Below are 16534 nucleotides of genomic sequence, written 5' to 3'. Positions count from 1 at the left end.
GCTTCAAACGTGACACCTAATACTTGATACCGAATTTATTCGTTAAACATCTCTCCCACCGAACGCCCTTCATGAGCGCGGCGGATGACTTCTCCGAGCAGGGTGGAGATGGAGAGGATTGTCAGCTTTCCTTCAAGGACTTTCAGCTTTTCTGCAGAAAGCGGCGTAGAGTCTGTGGTGATGATCTGCTTGATAGGCAGGGAGGCGAGGCGGGCGGCTCCGTTCGCAGAGAGGACGGGGTGAATGAATGCCAGATACACATCACGTGCACCGTTGCGTTTTACCACATCCACAGCCTGGGCAATGGAGCCGCCGGTATCTACTTCATCATCCACGATGATCACATCGCGGTCTTTCACTTCGCCGATCAGGGTCAACGCTTCGGCTTTGGCATCGTTGCCGTGTCTGCGTTTTTCAATAAAGGCGATCGGCATATCCATATCTGCCGCATAGTTGCGTCCTTTTTTGGCAAAACCAAGATCCACTGAAACCACTACCGGGTCTTTCATTTCGGAGCGCAGATTGTGATTAATGTGTTCGATCAACATGTGCGACGCTGTCAGTACATCGCCCGGGATCGAGAAGAAGCCCTGCACCTGCCCGGCATGCGGGTCAAGGGTCATATATCGGTCTGCGCCTGCCGCTTCGAGCATATCCGCTACGAGGCGGGCGGTGATGGGCACACGCGGCTGGTCCTTTTTATCCGACCGTCCGTAGCAAAGGTAGGGTACCACTGCTGTAATGCGTGCCGCCGAATCCAGTTTGAGCGTCTGGATCATGATCAGCAGTTCCATCAGGTTGCGATGCACCGGTGAAGATGTGGTCTGGATGACGTACACATCCTGTCCGCGCACGCTGCCGTTTAGTTTTATGAATAAATTCTCGTTCGGAAATTCGATCACCTCGCGCCCGCTTAAGGGCAGTTCGAGATAATCTGCGATCTTTTGCGCCAGTTCGGGGGAGCCGGTGCCGCCGAATAACTTGATGCCGCCGTACACTTTCAGATCGTGATGAACGTGATGCATGGTTCTTATTTCTCCTTCTTTCGCGAGTCCCACTCTGAACGCAAAACGCTCATGAAGAGAACATCGTCATAGTTTCCATGTTTATAAACTGCCTGCCGCATTTTGCCCTCGAACACAAAGCCAGCCTTTTCATAAGAGCGCACAGCGCGTACATTTTCTTCGTACACACGCAGAAAGAGGCGGTTCAGGTTCAGGGTTTCAAAGCCGTGCTGTAATAATAAGGTCATGGCTTCTGAGCCGTAGCCCTTGTTCCATTCTTCTTTTGCGCCGATCATAATGCCAAGTTCCGCGGAGCGGTTAATCGTATCAATTCCAAACGTGCCGCAGTTGCCGATCAATTTCCATGCCTTACCTTTGCGTATCTCGATGGCAAGCGGTTTTTCATTGGGGTCACGCTTGCCAAACCCTTCGAACCAGGTCGTTTCATCCTGCATCGACATGGGCAGATATATGCCAAGGTTGCGGGTCACTTCAGGGTCATTGACCCATGTGTGGAATTTTTCCACATCTTCGCGCTCCACTGCGCGCAGCCGCACACGTTTGCCGTAAATGATGCTCATGGTTTCCGTCCATTCATTAAAGTTGATGCCGCTTCCCACGGCGAAATTTTTCGCTGCATAACCGACTCCATCGTTTCTTCATACTGTTGCGTTGTGATGGAATCTCTAAATTGATTCATCAATCCATCCCGAATTAACGCTTCCAATTCGACCTCAAGCCGGGTTCGCTCACGAAGGGACCAATCTCCGCTCAAGCGCAGGTGCGCCACATGCCGACCAATGGCATTCACCAATTCAGGAACGCCCGTACCTTCCGTGGAAACCGTCCGTTGAATGGGGGGGATCCACATGGCTGTAGTTGGTTTTTGTTTCGGCGCTTCCACTTTCATCGAAACGCCATGATGTTTGAAGACGCGTTCTGTGGGGTGCGCCAGCTCGAGCATGCTCTTCAATGCCTTCTCGGTATTTTCCACGCCGGGGCGGTCTGCCTTGTTAACCACAAGAATATCTGCGATCTCAAGGATGCCTGCTTTAATGGCTTGGATATCGTCTCCCAGCCCGGGAGCTTCGACCACCAAGGTTGTGTGGGCGAGGCGGGCGATATCCACTTCGCTTTGACCGGCGCCGACCGTCTCAACAATGACGATGTCGAAGCCTGCCGCATCAAAGACCTGCACCACATTGGCTGTTGCCTGAGCAAGCCCGCCTAAAGAACCGCGCGAAGCCATTGAGCGGATGAATACATTCGGGTCGCCGGAAAGATCGCGCATGCGCACGCGGTCGCCGAGTACGGCTCCGCCTGTGAATGGGCTGGAGGGATCGATAGCCACAATGGCGATGCGTTTATTTTCGTTCTTGCGATAGTGCAGCGCCAACTGATTGACCAGCGATGATTTTCCCGTACCCGGTGCGCCGGTGACGCCGATGAGGTGCGCCTTGCCGGTGTGCGGGAACAGTTCCATTAATGACGAACGCCCCTCCTGCGAATTGTTTTCCACCTGGGTTAACAATCGCGCGAGGGCAAGTCTGTCCCCGTTGAGGATGGCTTGAGAAGAGGTCATTCCATTCCTGTTCTTGCGTAATAGCAATTACAACAAAACACAGAGCGTTACCCGCTCTGTGTTGGATGTGCAGTTATTCTGCAACCGCTTTTTTTATATCGCGGATGATATCTTCGGTGTTGGCGCCGGGACCGTAGATCCCGGTTACACCCATTTCTTTGAGGCGGTGGAGGTCTTCATCGGGAATGATGCCGCCGAGAAACAATTTGACATGTGACTGCCCATTAGAACGCAGCAACTCCATTACGCGCGGTGTCAATGCCATGTGGGCGCCCGAAAGCACCGACAAGCCGACCACGTCCACATCCTCTTGAAGCGCCGCTTCGGCGATCATTTCAGGTGTCTGGCGCAAGCCAGTGTAGATGACTTCCATTCCGGCGTCACGCAGGGCACGCGCGATCACTTTTGCGCCGCGGTCATGCCCATCCAGCCCGGGTTTTGCAACAAGCACTCTAATTTTCTTTTCGGTCATTTATCCTCCGATAAAGAATCGTTAATGTGATTATACATCGTGAGATGTATTTTATACTATAAATCATAATTAAAATTGCGCACTCGAAGTTTAATTTCGAGTGCGCATGTTGTTTTATCTACGGATGAGACCAAGTCAGACTTAAAGTAAGTTACTCGGTTGCCCATGAAAGGGGGCAATGCAATACGGTAGAACTTAACCCGGCTGGCAATTCCACCGGGGTATTCGTTCCCGGAGTTAGGACTTGAATACCGCCGTCATGCGTTTTTGTTTCGTAGATCAGGTTGCTGTCTGGAGTCCAACCGCAGGCGGGCAGGCTTTTTGGGGTTTCAAGCAAGCTGCTGGTTTCAACATTGATTAGTTTGTCTGCGCGGGGTTCGCTGCCGGTCGGGTCTTCGCCGGTCTCGGCTCTGTTGTCGTACTCGTAACGCATGTGAACGAATTGTCCATTAGGGGACCAGTTCACTTTGCAGAAATAGCGCGAGTCGATATCATATTCGGTCAATTGGGTTGCTTCTGTAAAGTCAGAATTGGCGAGATAGACCCATTCGTGATCCTTCGGGGTATTACGCCGGACCGAGAACGCTACCTTTGCACCATCTGGTGAAAAGGCTAGGCATTCAATGGCGTCGTTGCCATCCAAACCGGCAATGGATACATCCTGCGGCTTGGATTTATCCGCAAAGACGGATTTGAAATTCATCATGTAACTAAAGGGGTGAATGGCGCCGCCTGCCGGACTCCACGCGAACTGCCAGCGGTCGTTGACGACAGCATCAAGCAGGTTTAGGTTGGCACCGTCATTGTCCACTGCAAAAAAAGCGATCGGGTAGTAAAGGGCTCGGTTATAAGACCAGGCGGCTCCGGCGAGTTTTGAGCCGTCTGGCGACCATTGCCAGTACACGCCATACGCATCCGGCGGAACAGGTAGTTTGACGCTTGCGCCAGTGTCCAAGGTGTAAACGTGGTCGGAGAATAAACAGCGATAGCGGGCATCCAGGTCAGAGCAGATGGTGATGAGTGCCTTTGATTGATCAGGTGAGAGTTTGATCGCAAACGGCGTTTTGGCGCCATAGGTATAAGACTCTGCTGAACGGTCTTTTGCCAGGGCAGTTTCCAATTCCGTACGGGAAAGTAAAACCTTGGATATACCTGTGTTCGGGTCGATGGAGAGGATATTTTCGCCATCGTCGTAAATGACCGAGCCGGGCAGGGCGGGGATGCTTGCAGTCGGCGTTACATCAGGTGTGTTGGTAATGACAACGATCACAGTCGGCGGCAGATTTTCACTTGCCGGGGTTGGTGGAGCCACCTGCCTGACCGCACAGGCAAGCGTAATGCCAAGCGTTATGAAAATGGATAGAATCTTTGCTTTTGTACTCATGAGAATCTTCTCCCTGAAATTAAATGAACTGTCTTTAGAAGACAGATGTATGCCAATAGGGGTAGCGTTATGTGAGATTTTGGTCTTGATGTTGATCGGCGCAAATTTTGCAAATCAAAAAATTCGCGCCATTATAAAATAAGCATAAGGCTTATTCTTCTTCTGTGTTGATGGTATTCTGCGGCGGCGGAGTATCCCCATAATCCAACACCTGCCGCATTTGGGTTGCACCCTCAGGCTGACCGACGATCTTTTTATCTTCCATTGTGTCCATTAGGCGGGAAGCGCGGGTGTACCCGATGCGCAGCTTGCGTTGCAGCATGGAGACTGAGCCTTTGCCTTCTTTGCGTACGATCGCCACAGCATCTTCATACAAGGGGTCGCCGTTGGCTTTTGCGCCTTCTTCCCAAAGCGGAGCTTGTTTGAGCGGCACATTTTCAGGGATGGTATCGGCAGGGTTGCCCGCGGCAGCGGCGTATGGACTGGTGTTACCTGCCTGGTCGCGCCAGAACTCGACCAATTTGTGGATCTCACCATCTGAAACGAATACGCCTTGCAAACGTGCGGCAGCGGGTGCATCGGGAGCCTGATAGAGCATGTCGCCGCGTCCGAGTAATTTTTCCGCGCCGGGTTGGTCGAGGATGACGCGGCTGTCTGTATTAGACGCCACAGCAAACGCGATACGTGCCGGGAAGTTGGCTTTAATAAGACCTGTAACAACATCCACAGACGGGCGCTGTGTGGCGAGGATCATGTGAATGCCGGTGGCACGCGCCAATTGAGCGAGGCGGGTGATGGTCTTTTCGGTTTCATCCGGTGCGATCATCATCAAGTCTGCCAATTCATCGATGACGATGACCAGGAAGGGTAATTTCTTCTCGCCTTTTAATTTCATCTTGGCGTTGTAGTCGGTGATGTTACGTGAACCGATCTGGGCGAACATGTGATAGCGCTTGTCCATTTCACGCGTGATCCATTGCAGTGCGCCGATCACACGATCCATTTCAACGACCACGGGTCCAAGCAGGTGCGGCACGCCGTTGTAGCCGGTCAACTCGACGCGCTTGGGGTCCACGAGCACAAGGCGCAAGTCATCGGGGGTGTGATACAAAAGCATACAGGTCAAAATGGAATTGACGCACACCGATTTACCAGAGCCAGTGGTACCGGCGATGAGCATGTGCGGCATATTCTCAATGCTTGAAATGGCTGGCATCCCTGCCACATCTCGACCGAGTGCAAAGGCAAGCGGCTTTTTGTAATTCTTGAAGATCTCGCCTTCCAAAATGTCACGCAGAGCTACACGCGCCATCTCTTCATTCGGCACTTCGATACCGACATAACTATGGCCTGGAACCGGTGCTTGAATACGGATGCGCGGCGCGGCTAATGCCAGGGCGAGGTCGTCGGCGAGAGATGCGATCTTTGAAACGCGGACTCTCGTCCGCACGCCGCCTCGGGTCTCAAGAAAAAGCGGCTCCACCCCAAATTGCGTGATCGTCGGTCCGCGGCTGATCGCCACTACCTGCGCTGGCGCGCCAAAGGAAGCCAGGGTATCTTCGATCAAACGGGCACGTTGCTGAATGAATTCATCGTTGACGGTGGCTTCGGTGCCTTCATCCAGGATATCGGTAAGGTCGGGCAGCTTCCATTCGATGATGTGCGTGCCGCTGCGAGTTTGAACAGGTTGAATGGGGACGGCGCCTGCCATGTCTATGGCGGGCATGGCAGAGGAATCTATCGGGGTGAGTCCATCTGGGGCGGTGGCGGCAGCTATCGGCTGAGGTTGAGGCGCAACCGGACGGCGAAGCAGCTCGCTCAGTTTATCCATCAACAATTTGAGCCAGAAGAAAAGGTCGGTGACGGGTTTATCCAGCAGAACGGCAATGCCGATAGTGAGCCAGGCAAGCATGGCAACGAATGCACCCAGCGAGCCAAATGCTCCCCATAGCAGGCGTTGACCCAGCCCGCCAAAGTATCCGCCGCCCAAACCGGTGAGGGCTACGGCTTCGGCTGTTTCGGCGGTGGCGACAAAGGAGTGCAGGGTGGTAAGCAGCCAGAAGAAGAGGATGATGCTGCCGACGGCGCGTTCAGTGGAAAGCGGTGGGATGCGTTCGATCTTGCGAAAGACCAGCCATAAACCGAAAACCAACAATCCGATGGGCAGTACGTACACTCCCCAGCCGAATAATTGTGCCAGAAAGAAAATAACACCGCCAACGATGGCGGAACGATTGGCAGAGAGCAAACCCAAAAGGATGATGACCCCGAAAAAGGCGAGGATGACGCCGACGACATCGAGTTTGCGTTCGGGCGAGAGTTTTTCCCACCAGGATGTTTCACGCTGCGGCATGGGTGGTGGAGGCGGGGGCAGGTCTGGTATTTTATTTTTTGAGGAAGGTTTGGCGTGCGAATCCGCGCCGCCCTTTTTGACAGGGAAGGTTTTGCCTGCAGGTTTTGTGCTTTTACTTTGGGGCGCGGAGGGTTTAAGGAGAGGCATTTTGATTGCCGATTATTAATTTGACGATTTGTAGATTGAAAGATCAAGCGGTTTCTGATGAGAAATTTGTAAAAAACGTTGTTGAGTCATTATAGCACAAATGGTCTGTTTACCTTCGGCATAGCAATTGGGGCAGCGGTTCTTTTTGTATTACCTCTCATCCACTTTTATAGACATTTCCCCGGCTATATAAAAATGGCTTGGTTGGCGGGGTTTAAGGTAAAATTGCAAGGCTTAACTTTCAGATGATTGATTCGCGGGGCTATCTCCGCAGTTGGACAGGACCAAATTTGTTCGAAATTCTATTTCTCGGCACATCGGCATCCGCGCCGTCGGCGCACCGCGGGCTTTCCTCACACATCGTTTCCCACAACGAACATCGTTTTCTGGTCGATTGCGGTGAAGGCACCCAACGGCAGATATTGCAGTCTGGCAAGGGCTTCAAGCGCTTGACACACGCACTCATTACCCATGGGCATCTCGACCATATCCTTGGGCTGGGTGGTTTGCTGTCCACGTTTCTGCGTTGGGAAGCTATTGAAGAATTCCATGTGTATGGCAGCCGCGGCACGTTGGAGCGAGTGCGCACCCTTCTTTTTGATGTGGTGCTGCGCGGGAAAAAAACGCCGATGCCGCTGCACCTGGTGGAGATCACGCCGGGGGTTATTTTTGAGGCTGAAGATTTTACGGTGACGGCATTTCCCGTCTCTCATGGCAAGGCAGACAGCCTGGGTTATGTCTTTGAAGAAAAATCGCGGCGTCCTTTCCTTGCCGAAAAAGCGGATGCGCTGGGTGTGCCGTTCGGACCGGAGCGGAAAGCGCTCGTGAATGGTGAAGCAGTTACGTTGGCAGATGGAAAACGCATCATGCCAGATGAGGTACTGGGTGATTGGGAAAAGGGGAGCAAGCTCGTGATCGTGGGGGATGCAGGACGAGTAGATAACCTGATCGAGGTTTGCAGGGATGCAGATGCCGTTGTGATCGAATCCACCTATATGGATGAGGAAGCGGATATGGCAAAGCAATTTTCTCACCTCACAGCCAGGATGGGGGCGGAACTTGCCCAAAAAGCCGGGGTTAAAAAATTAATACTTACGCATATTTCGCGACGATATCGCGGGAGAGATGTTCTGGCAGAAGCACAGACGATCTTTCCAAATACGATAGTGGCGCGCGATTTTGATACCTTTGTGATAAAGAAAGAAATTTAAGATGTCGGAAAAATTTACGGTAGGTGTACTAACTTCAGGGGGTGATGCCCCCGGTATGAACGCGGCGATCCGCGCAGTGGTTCGGACGGCGTTGGCGAATAACATGAACGTGCTTGGTGTGATGCATGGCTATGAGGGTCTCGTTAATGGCGAGTTCAAATCCATGGGTCCGCGTGATGTAGGCGGTATTTTGCAGCGCGGCGGAACCGTGTTGTTGACCAGCCGCAGCAAACGCTTTCAGGAACCTTCTGGTCAGCGTGAAGCGATCCGCAAGATGAACGAGGCGGGCATGGATGCCCTTATTGTCATCGGCGGCGAAGGTTCGATGAACGGCGCAAATGCGCTGTCGCTGCAGGGTGTAAAGGTGATCGGCATTCCCGGCAGTATCGATAATGATATCTGGGGAACGAACATTGCCATTGGTACGGATACTGCCATGAACACCATCATGGATGCGGTGGATAAATTGCGCGATACGGCATCCTCTCATCAGCGTGCCTTCCTGATCGAAACGATGGGACGTAACAGCGGCTACCTCGCTGTAATGGCGGGCATTATCTGTGGCGCAGAGATCGTTTTGATCCCTGAAACCCCGCCAGACCAACAGGAAGTTGCCGCCGCAGTGGAAGATGCTTACAAGCGCGGCAAGACCCATGCCATTATCATCAATGCTGAAGGGTCAGGCATTCGCACTACAGACCTGGCGCAGTTGATCGACGAGATGGATCTGGGTTTCAAAACGCGCATGACCATCCTTGGTCACATTCAGCGCGGTGGTTCGCCGACGGCATATGACCGTCTGCTGGCTTCACGCATGGGTGTTAAAGCTGTGGAAGCCCTGGTGGAAGGAAAGCATGGCGTGATGACCGGGCTCAAGGGCAAGGGTATTGATTTTATTCCGCTGGCGGATGTGATCAGCAATAAGCGCAAAGTGAACATGGAGTACTATCACATGGTGAAGGTCTTGGCGCGGTAAATGTGGTTGTGTAAATAAAAAAATGACGGCGGATGCGAATATCTGCCGTCATTTTTATTGTGTCCCTTTTAACCACTTACTATCATGGTGAGGAAAATTTCAACGATGGTGGGGTCAAAATGTTTTCCGGTTTCGGAGCGAATATAGTCAATGGCTTTTTCATGTGACCACGCTTCTCGATAGGCACGGTCGCTGGTGAGCGCATCCCAAACGTCGACCACGGCGAAGATGCGTGCGGCGATGGGAATCTGTTCGCCGGTCAGTCCGTTGGGGTAGCCTGAGCCATCCCATTTTTCGTGATGACAGCGGGGGATGTCGAGGGCTGGCTTTAGATATTTAATGGGGGTGAGCATCTGATATGCATAATTGGTATGTTGATGCATGATGTCCCATTCCTGTGGTGTGAGAGGTGCGGGTTTATGCAGGATGCTGTCTGGGATGCCCATTTTGCCAATATCGTGCAGGAGTGCACCCCGGCGGATGTGAAGAATGTCAGTGTCGGGAATGCCCATTTTTTGAGCCAGTTTCACGGTCAGATTGGTGACACGCTGGGTATGTCCTTCCGTCTCCCGATCACGCAGATCCAACGCACGAGACCAGCCTTCGATAGTGGCGTCGTAAGCGAGGGTCAGGTCAAAGTTGGAACGTTGCAGATTCTCGAAGAGTTGGGCGTTATCGATGGCGATGGCTGCCTGGTCTGCGAGCATGGAGAGGAAGTCGAACCAATCCGGGTCGGGCGCAAGGGGTATGCGTTGGAAGATTTCCAGCACGCCTACAACTTGTCCCTTGGCGATGAGCGGGGTGCCGATGTATGCGGAAAAATCCTCTCCGGCAAGCGAAAGCGCATTGGTTAGTCGATTATTCTCCGCTTTGGTCAGGTCCTGAATATGGAGGATCTTGCGGTCCATTATGACTTGCCCTGCATAGCCTTCACCCGCACTGAGTTTTGTGTGCTGTATAGCCTTGGAGTGAAAGCCGCGCCCGGCGGTATAGTCGAGAGTATGGGTGTCTTTATTGAACAACAACACCGATGCGGCATCTGCCCGGAGCTGGGAACTGACTTCCCGTAATAGAACATCGAGAGTGGTGCGCAGGTCGAAATTGGAGTTGATGGCAGTATCAACGGCGTGCAAGGCATTTAGTAACCTGAGTTGATTTTCGATGCGTTGCTCATTTTGTTTGCGGGCGGTGATATCTTCCAGGAAACCTTCGTAGTACACCACTTTGCTCTTGTTGTCTCGCACAAGACGGGCATTTTCGGAAACCCAGATCAACCTCCCGTCTTTGCGACGCATCTGGTATTCAAACCCTGCCAGGCTGCCCAGTTCTTCAAGCTGACGGGCAAACTCGTTGCGCCGATCTGTTTCGTTATACAACTGACTGGCAATATCAGCGATGGACCCGATCATCTCTTTGGGAGAATCGAAACCCATCATTGCAGCGAATGCCGGGTTCACGGTGATGAAGCGTCCTTCGGGCGTGCTCTGATAAATGCCTTCAACGGCATTCTCAAAGATGCTGTGATATTTTTCCTCGGCGGCGCGCACAGCTTCGGCTGCGCGTTTCCGTTCGGTGATGTCGCGCAGGATGCCTTCATGGTAAATGACATTTCCGTTTTCGTCGTGGATGTAGCGCCCATGATCTTCCACCCAAATTTCAGAGCCATCTTTGCGCTTCATACGGAACTCATCCACTTTTTCCTGCCCGGTGTCGGTGAACAGGCTGAGGCGTTCTTCAGGGGCGAAGTAAAGTTCTTTTTTGATATCCAGTGAAAGCATCTCTGCACGAGATGCGTATCCAAACATGTTCACCAAGGCGGGGTTTACATCTACAAAATTTCCTTCGTGGGTGCTGCGGTATACACCATCCAACATGCCAGAGAATAGGGTGCGGTAGCGTTCTTCACTTTCGCGCAGAGCTTCTTCGGTCCGTTTTCTTTCGGCAATTTCCTGTTGTGCCTCTTCGAATAAGTTGGCGTTTTCGATGGCTTTTGATATCTGGTTTGCCAGGGTGATCAGAAGTTGTTCGTGTTCGTGTGTGTATGCGTTGGAAGGATATGCCTGGGCGGTGATCATTCCAAAACATGAGCCGTCCAGTTCAAAGAGAGGGACGGCCAGGACGGAGTTGGTGTCTTCGCTGGTATCTCCGAACAACCCGGAATGAGTGATCTGTTGGTCGGCTGTTGTCCATTCGTTTACAAGCAAGGGCTTTTGGGTGGTGATGATATAGCTGGTTAACCCATCGCCAAAGGGGTGCCGCTCGCTTGCCCAGCGTTTCCCTTTGTCCCACATGTATACATCTTGGATCCATTGATTTTTTTTATCCACCAGTGCGATCAGGAATGCATCACAAGGCATCAGTTTCAGAATGGCGTGATGTACTTCCTGGTAAACGTGATCGAGGTCGAGGCTGGTGTGGATGCTGCGACTCAGCTCGTACATCGTGATCGTGTTTTGGACGTGACGCTTTAACTCCTCTTCAGATTTTTTCCTCTCGGTGATGTCGCGCTGGATGCCGAAGAAGCCGGTAATGCGTTCGGATTCATCGAACAGGCATACATAATCCCCTTCGAACCAGACGGGGGTATTATCTTTGGTGCGCTCGTAGGTTTCAATGTGCAAATGCCCCGTGTCGAACAGCTCGCGGCGAAGCTTCCGCCCTTGTTCAAGATCATGGGCAAAGATATCTCTAGTGGTGAGGCTGAGGAATTCGTTGCGGGTGATCCCGTATTGCTTTAGCATGGCGTCGTTGACGTCAGTAAAGCGCTTGCTTGTGATGATGTACTCGAGTGTTTCATCCTTGTTGCTGGCATGCTTCCATTCGATGGGTTCTTCGAAATCGCAGAAGAAAAAACCATCCAATGATTGGTTGAAGAAAGCTTGAAGGCGCTGTTCGCTTTTTATTAATGCGTGCTGCGCCATTTTTTGTTCGGTAATATCCTCAACCATGGTGAGGTTGATATGGGGCTCGCCATATTTTTCCCAAAGTGCCACAACGGTCAGGTGAACCCATACAACAGATTGGTCGGGGCGGAGGTAGCGTTTTGTAAATTCAAAAGAACGGATCTTTCCTTGCAGCAGGAGGAAGTTATCTTCATTGCTGACATCCCGGTCTTCGGGATGAGTGATATCGTTGAAGGTCAAAGTAAGCAGTTCGGCTCTTGTGCGAGCAGTGATCTCACAGTAACGCGGATTTACTTGCAGGAACTTTCCGGTTCTTGTGTCGATCAGCCCCATGCCGATGGGCGATTGCTCAAAAATGGAGCGAAAATGCTGTTCGCTGGTCTTTAACTCCTGCTCGGCATGCTTGCGTTCTGTGATATCTGTATGCGTGGCAGTCATGCGTAAGGCATGCCCGTTGGCGTCGCGTTCGATAACCCTTCCTTGATCTAGTATCCAGCGATATCCACCGCTCTTGGTACGCAGACGGTATTCATTGCGATAGACCGATGTTTTCCCATCCAGATGATCATGAAGGATGCGCTTTGCTTGCAAATGGTCATCCGGGTGGAGTAGATCTTCCCATTGTACATAACTGGTTTTGACCTCTTCCAATGTATAGCCGAGCATGGCGGACCAGCGTTCATTCCTAAGTACAACGCCGGTTTGGATGTTCCAATCGGAGTAGCCGAGCTGGCTTCCTTCCATAACAGCTATCAGCCGTTCTTCACTGGCGCGTAGTCTTTTATCTGCCAGTTTGCGCTCGATCAATTCCTGATGTATCTGTGTATATAGTGCTGCGTTGTTTATGGCAATGGAGGCTAGTTGGGCAAATCTACTTAATAGTTCAACATCAGATTCTTTGAATAATGATCCGGGGATAAGGTGAGATAGCCCTAAAACTCCGCTTAACTGGGATTTTTCAAACAATGGGACGCCAATGACCGCCTGGAACGTTTCGCCTTCGAATTTGGATGTTCTTCCTTCCCAGTTACGATAATCGTTAACGATCAGCGGCTGAGCAGATTGCCATACTTTGCCAACCAACCCTTCGCCAATCTCGATGGTGATCCCAATATATTTTCGGTAGACGCCAATGCCGTTCAATAATTGCAGGTTGCCGTTGGGTTGTGACAGGTAGATAAACCCATTGACGGTGTTCATTAATTGAGCGGCTTGTGCCAGAATGGCATTAAGTGCGTCTGGTAATGCCAGCTGCCCCATGATGGCAAGCGTGGATTCTTGCAAGGCGGAGAGGGTGTGACTGCGCCGTTGAACATCTTCGTATAAACGAGAGCGCCCAATGGCAACGCCCACATCTACGCTGAGCGCAACCAGAATGTTGAGGTCGGCTTGGGTGAGTTTGTTCGTGCTTTCCACACTTAATGTGCCAACGACCTGACCGTTATCCAATAGTGGAACAGTGATCTCTGATTTTAGGTTTTCAACAGCGCCAAGAAAATCATGAACTTTGCTTACATCTTTGACGAGGATGGGTTGCCCTGTGCGGACTACCCGTCCGCTAATGCCTTCGGTGATCTGAATGCGATCAATGGTCTTTTGATACCCCACCTGATATTGTAAAAGGAGTTCTTCTCCTTTGAGAATATAAATACTCACATGGGTGTACCCATAAACCTCTTTAATGGATTCGACCACGCTTTGGATTAGGGCGGGCATATCTAATTTTGAGGCGATCGTGGATCGGACCTTATCCAGCAATGTCAGTTCTTGCGCTTGCCGCAGGGCAGTCTCCATTAATTTGCGCGAAGACTGTTCGTTCTTTTTTAAAACCTCTTCCATCAGTTTCCGGTCACGAATTTCCTGTTCGAGAGACTTGCGCAGACGCGTGTTTTCAGCCGCAACTTCCTGAAGGGATGCCGCTTGGACAGAGTCTTTAGAAGCTGTTTTTTTATTTGTTTTTGTGCCGCGTTGAGATGCTTGTGTTGGCATGTTGCTATTTCCGGTGCCGGTCTTTTTTATTGTGGCGCGTTCAACTCTATTGCTTTTCTTCCCCTGTATGTTTTTGACTGATTGAACTTTTTTGCTTCCGTCCATATCGTTGCTCATGAATTGTGCCTGAGTTTGATGGTTAAAATTAGTATAGCATACCAACCATTTATGGAATGATTACAATATGGTTGCCTCTATTAAGAATATTCATGCATTGTTGCCCGGCTGTGGATCTGCCTGGCAAAGAAGAAAAGTGTGGGCACATAAAACGACCGGCACAAAACTGCCGGTCGTTTTATGTGTTTTTCATCACGTTCACAAGGAAACAGCTAAAACCATTCGGGTGATTCGTCGAGCATTTTCAGGAATACATCCACGATTTTGGGGTCGAAGTGTTTTCCCGATTCTGTTTGGATATATTTGTAAGTCTGTTGGGCAGACCAGCCACTGCGATAGGGGCGATCCGAGCGAAGTGCATCCCACACATCTACAATGGCGAAAATGCGTGCAGAAAGGGGGATATCCTCCCCTTTTAACCCGCGGGGGTAGCCGGAACCATCCCATTTCTCGTGGTGACAGTAGGGGATGTCGAGGGCAGGACGCAGATAATTAATGGAGATGAGCATATCGTGGGCATATGTAGGATGCTTGCGCATGATATCCCATTCCTCTTCAGTGAGTTTGCCCGGTTTATGAAGGATGTAATCAGGCACACCCAGTTTACCGATGTCATGGAGAAGTGCGCCGCGCCGAATGTGGATCTGTTCTTGCGGGCTGATGCCCAGGAATTCTGCCAGTTTGATGGTTAGATTGGAGACGCGTTTTGTGTGTCCCTCGGTTTCTTTGTCACGCAGGTCCATGGCGCGAGACCAGCCTGCAATAGTGGCATCATAGGCCATGGTCAATTCCTGATTCGAACGCTGCAATCCCTCGAATAATTGCGCACTCTCAATGGCGATTGCCGCTTGTTCGCCAAGGGTTTCCAGATAATCCAGCCATTCCACATCTGGGTGCAAGGGCTTGCGGTTGAAGATCTCAAGCACACCTTTGAATTGTCCTTTTGCGATAAGGGGAACGCCAAAGTATTCACGGAACTCTTCAGCTTTGATGAGTTCCCAGCGTTGATATCCATTGCCAAGTTCGGGCAAGTTTGGAATGTGGAGCACATTTCGATCCCGCCCCACTTTGCCTGCCAATTCGTCTCCAAGCCGCACACTCGTTTGATGAATGAATGGACTACTGAAACCTCTGCTCGCGGCATTTTCAAGGACCTGGCTGGTGTTATTAAATAGCAAAATGCAGGCGGAATCCACTTCGAGTTGTGAGACAACTTCACCTAAAAGGATGTCGAGAGCGGTTTGTATATTAAGGCTGGAACTGATCGCCCTGTCGATCGAGTTCAATGCACTCAACCGTTTCAACTGGGTTCGGATGTGTGCTTCGGCGTTTTTACGTTCGGTGATATCAACTGCGATTGTCAGGATCATCGCTTCACCATTGATCTCAATGATATCCAGCGAAGCCAGGCTGTTTCTGATCTCACCTGATTTGCGGCGAATACGCGCATCCTGATTGACGACGCGCCTGCCCTCTTTAAGGGACGCCATCCAAGTATTGCGTATCTCGGTATCAACGAACAGATTCAGTTCTGCGGCGGAACGATTTATCAACTCTTCGCGCGGATACCCTGCCAATTCAAGGAAGGCATCATTGGCGTTGTATGAACGTCCATCTGACAGGCGGAAGATATTAATACCGATCGGGCTGGAACGAAATATTTTGAAGAAAAGGATCTCAGACCTTCGCAGCGTCTCTTCGAATTTTTTGCGTTCGGTGATATCACGGATGGTGCTTTGGATGTGAAACGGCATTCCGTGAGAGTCACGTACAAGTTCAACATTGACCTCAACAGGGATCGTCTCCCCATTCTTCTTTTTGAAGATCCGTTCGTACAGTGGAATCTGATCGCCTTGAAGGAGTTGCTTAAAGATAATCTCGCTTTTTTCTTTTTCTGCTGAAATGTCACTGAACTTTAGTCCGATCAGTTCCTCGCGGGTGTACCCGAGCATGGCTGCGGCTCGTTGGTTGGCATCCAAATGATATCCTTGCAGATCGAGAATAAAAACCGCATCATGAGTCTGGTTGAACAGGGCGCGATATTTCATCTCGTTTTTACGCAATTCCTCCTCGTTCTTTTTGAGGGCTTTCATGTCGCTTTGCATAATGGAGAGTAACAGCAAAGCGCTGAAGAGGATGAATAACCAGCCTTTGATCGTTTGCGCTTGAATGTAGGTTTGAGAGGTATGGGGAATAAGGGCATCCAGGACATTGTCGCTAATTAGAATCCACAATGACCCGAAGACGATGTATATAAGGGCAGTGCGTAAAGGACGCGAACGTAGCCAGCTTTTCATGGTGTTTCTCTTGTGATTTCAAAGAGCATTCGATTAGCATACACTTGCAAGACGAACACAATAAAGAGTATAGCATCGAACACTGTTTTTTTGATTTGA

At 50.9% G+C, this 16534-nt stretch carries 10 protein-coding genes; 2 read left to right on the top strand and 8 right to left on the bottom strand.

Translation table 11 applies throughout. The features are described 5' to 3' along the window. Positions 1 to 35: 35 nt before the first annotated feature. The 6 genes from IPG80_RS11850 to IPG80_RS11825 all read right to left on the bottom strand — a co-directional run bounded on the left by IPG80_RS11850 (position 36) and on the right by IPG80_RS11825 (position 6942). A complete protein-coding gene (locus IPG80_RS11850; protein ID WP_345106883.1) occupies positions 36 to 1025 on the bottom strand; it encodes a ribose-phosphate diphosphokinase in 990 nt (329 codons plus the stop codon). A gap of 5 nt (positions 1026 to 1030) precedes the next feature. Further along, positions 1031 to 1585, bottom strand: coding sequence for a GNAT family protein (locus IPG80_RS11845; protein WP_345106881.1), 555 nt, complete (start codon positions 1583 to 1585; stop codon positions 1031 to 1033). Continuing rightward, positions 1582 to 2586, bottom strand: coding sequence for a methylmalonyl Co-A mutase-associated GTPase MeaB (gene meaB, locus IPG80_RS11840; protein WP_345106879.1), 1005 nt, complete (start codon positions 2584 to 2586; stop codon positions 1582 to 1584). Before meaB ends, IPG80_RS11845 begins: the two co-directional genes overlap by 4 nt. 73 nt (positions 2587 to 2659) lie before the next feature. After that, entirely contained in the window at positions 2660 to 3058 is a 399-nt protein-coding gene (locus IPG80_RS11835) for a cobalamin B12-binding domain-containing protein (RefSeq protein ID WP_345106876.1), read from the bottom strand. A gap of 151 nt (positions 3059 to 3209) precedes the next feature. Continuing rightward, complete coding sequence (locus IPG80_RS11830) at positions 3210 to 4442, bottom strand: hypothetical protein (protein WP_345106874.1); 1233 nt, start codon at positions 4440 to 4442, stop codon at positions 3210 to 3212. Between the two features lie 151 nt (positions 4443 to 4593). Next, the gene (locus IPG80_RS11825; protein WP_345106871.1) at positions 4594 to 6942 is read right to left on the bottom strand and encodes a DNA translocase FtsK 4TM domain-containing protein; all 2349 of its coding nucleotides are present in this window, start codon (positions 6940 to 6942) and stop codon (positions 4594 to 4596) included. Positions 6943 to 7232: 290 nt separating this feature from the next. On the opposite strand from IPG80_RS11825, the gene IPG80_RS11820 reads away from it, so the two are divergent. Next, on the top strand, positions 7233 to 8153 hold the full coding sequence (locus IPG80_RS11820) for a ribonuclease Z (RefSeq protein WP_345106868.1): 921 nt from the start codon (positions 7233 to 7235) through the stop codon (positions 8151 to 8153). Position 8154: 1 nt separating this feature from the next. Further along, the gene (gene pfkA / locus IPG80_RS11815; protein WP_345106865.1) at positions 8155 to 9129 is read left to right on the top strand and encodes a 6-phosphofructokinase; all 975 of its coding nucleotides are present in this window, start codon (positions 8155 to 8157) and stop codon (positions 9127 to 9129) included. 68 nt (positions 9130 to 9197) lie between these two features. Here the strand turns inward: pfkA and IPG80_RS11810 are convergent, their stop codons facing one another. After that, positions 9198 to 14021: a PAS domain S-box protein gene (locus IPG80_RS11810; protein ID WP_345106862.1), complete on the bottom strand. Its 4824-nt coding sequence runs from the start codon at positions 14019 to 14021 to the stop codon at positions 9198 to 9200. A 329-nt stretch (positions 14022 to 14350) separates the two neighbouring features. Then, positions 14351 to 16435: a PAS domain S-box protein gene (locus IPG80_RS11805; RefSeq protein WP_345106859.1), complete on the bottom strand. Its 2085-nt coding sequence runs from the start codon at positions 16433 to 16435 to the stop codon at positions 14351 to 14353. Positions 16436 to 16534 lie beyond the last annotated feature (99 nt).

The organism is Candidatus Villigracilis vicinus (assembly GCF_016702885.1).
GTDB classification, from domain to species: Bacteria; Chloroflexota; Anaerolineae; order Anaerolineales; family Villigracilaceae; genus Villigracilis; species Villigracilis vicinus.
Note: the sequence above shows the minus strand (reverse complement) of the source record. Positions and strands in the feature narration are given on the sequence as shown.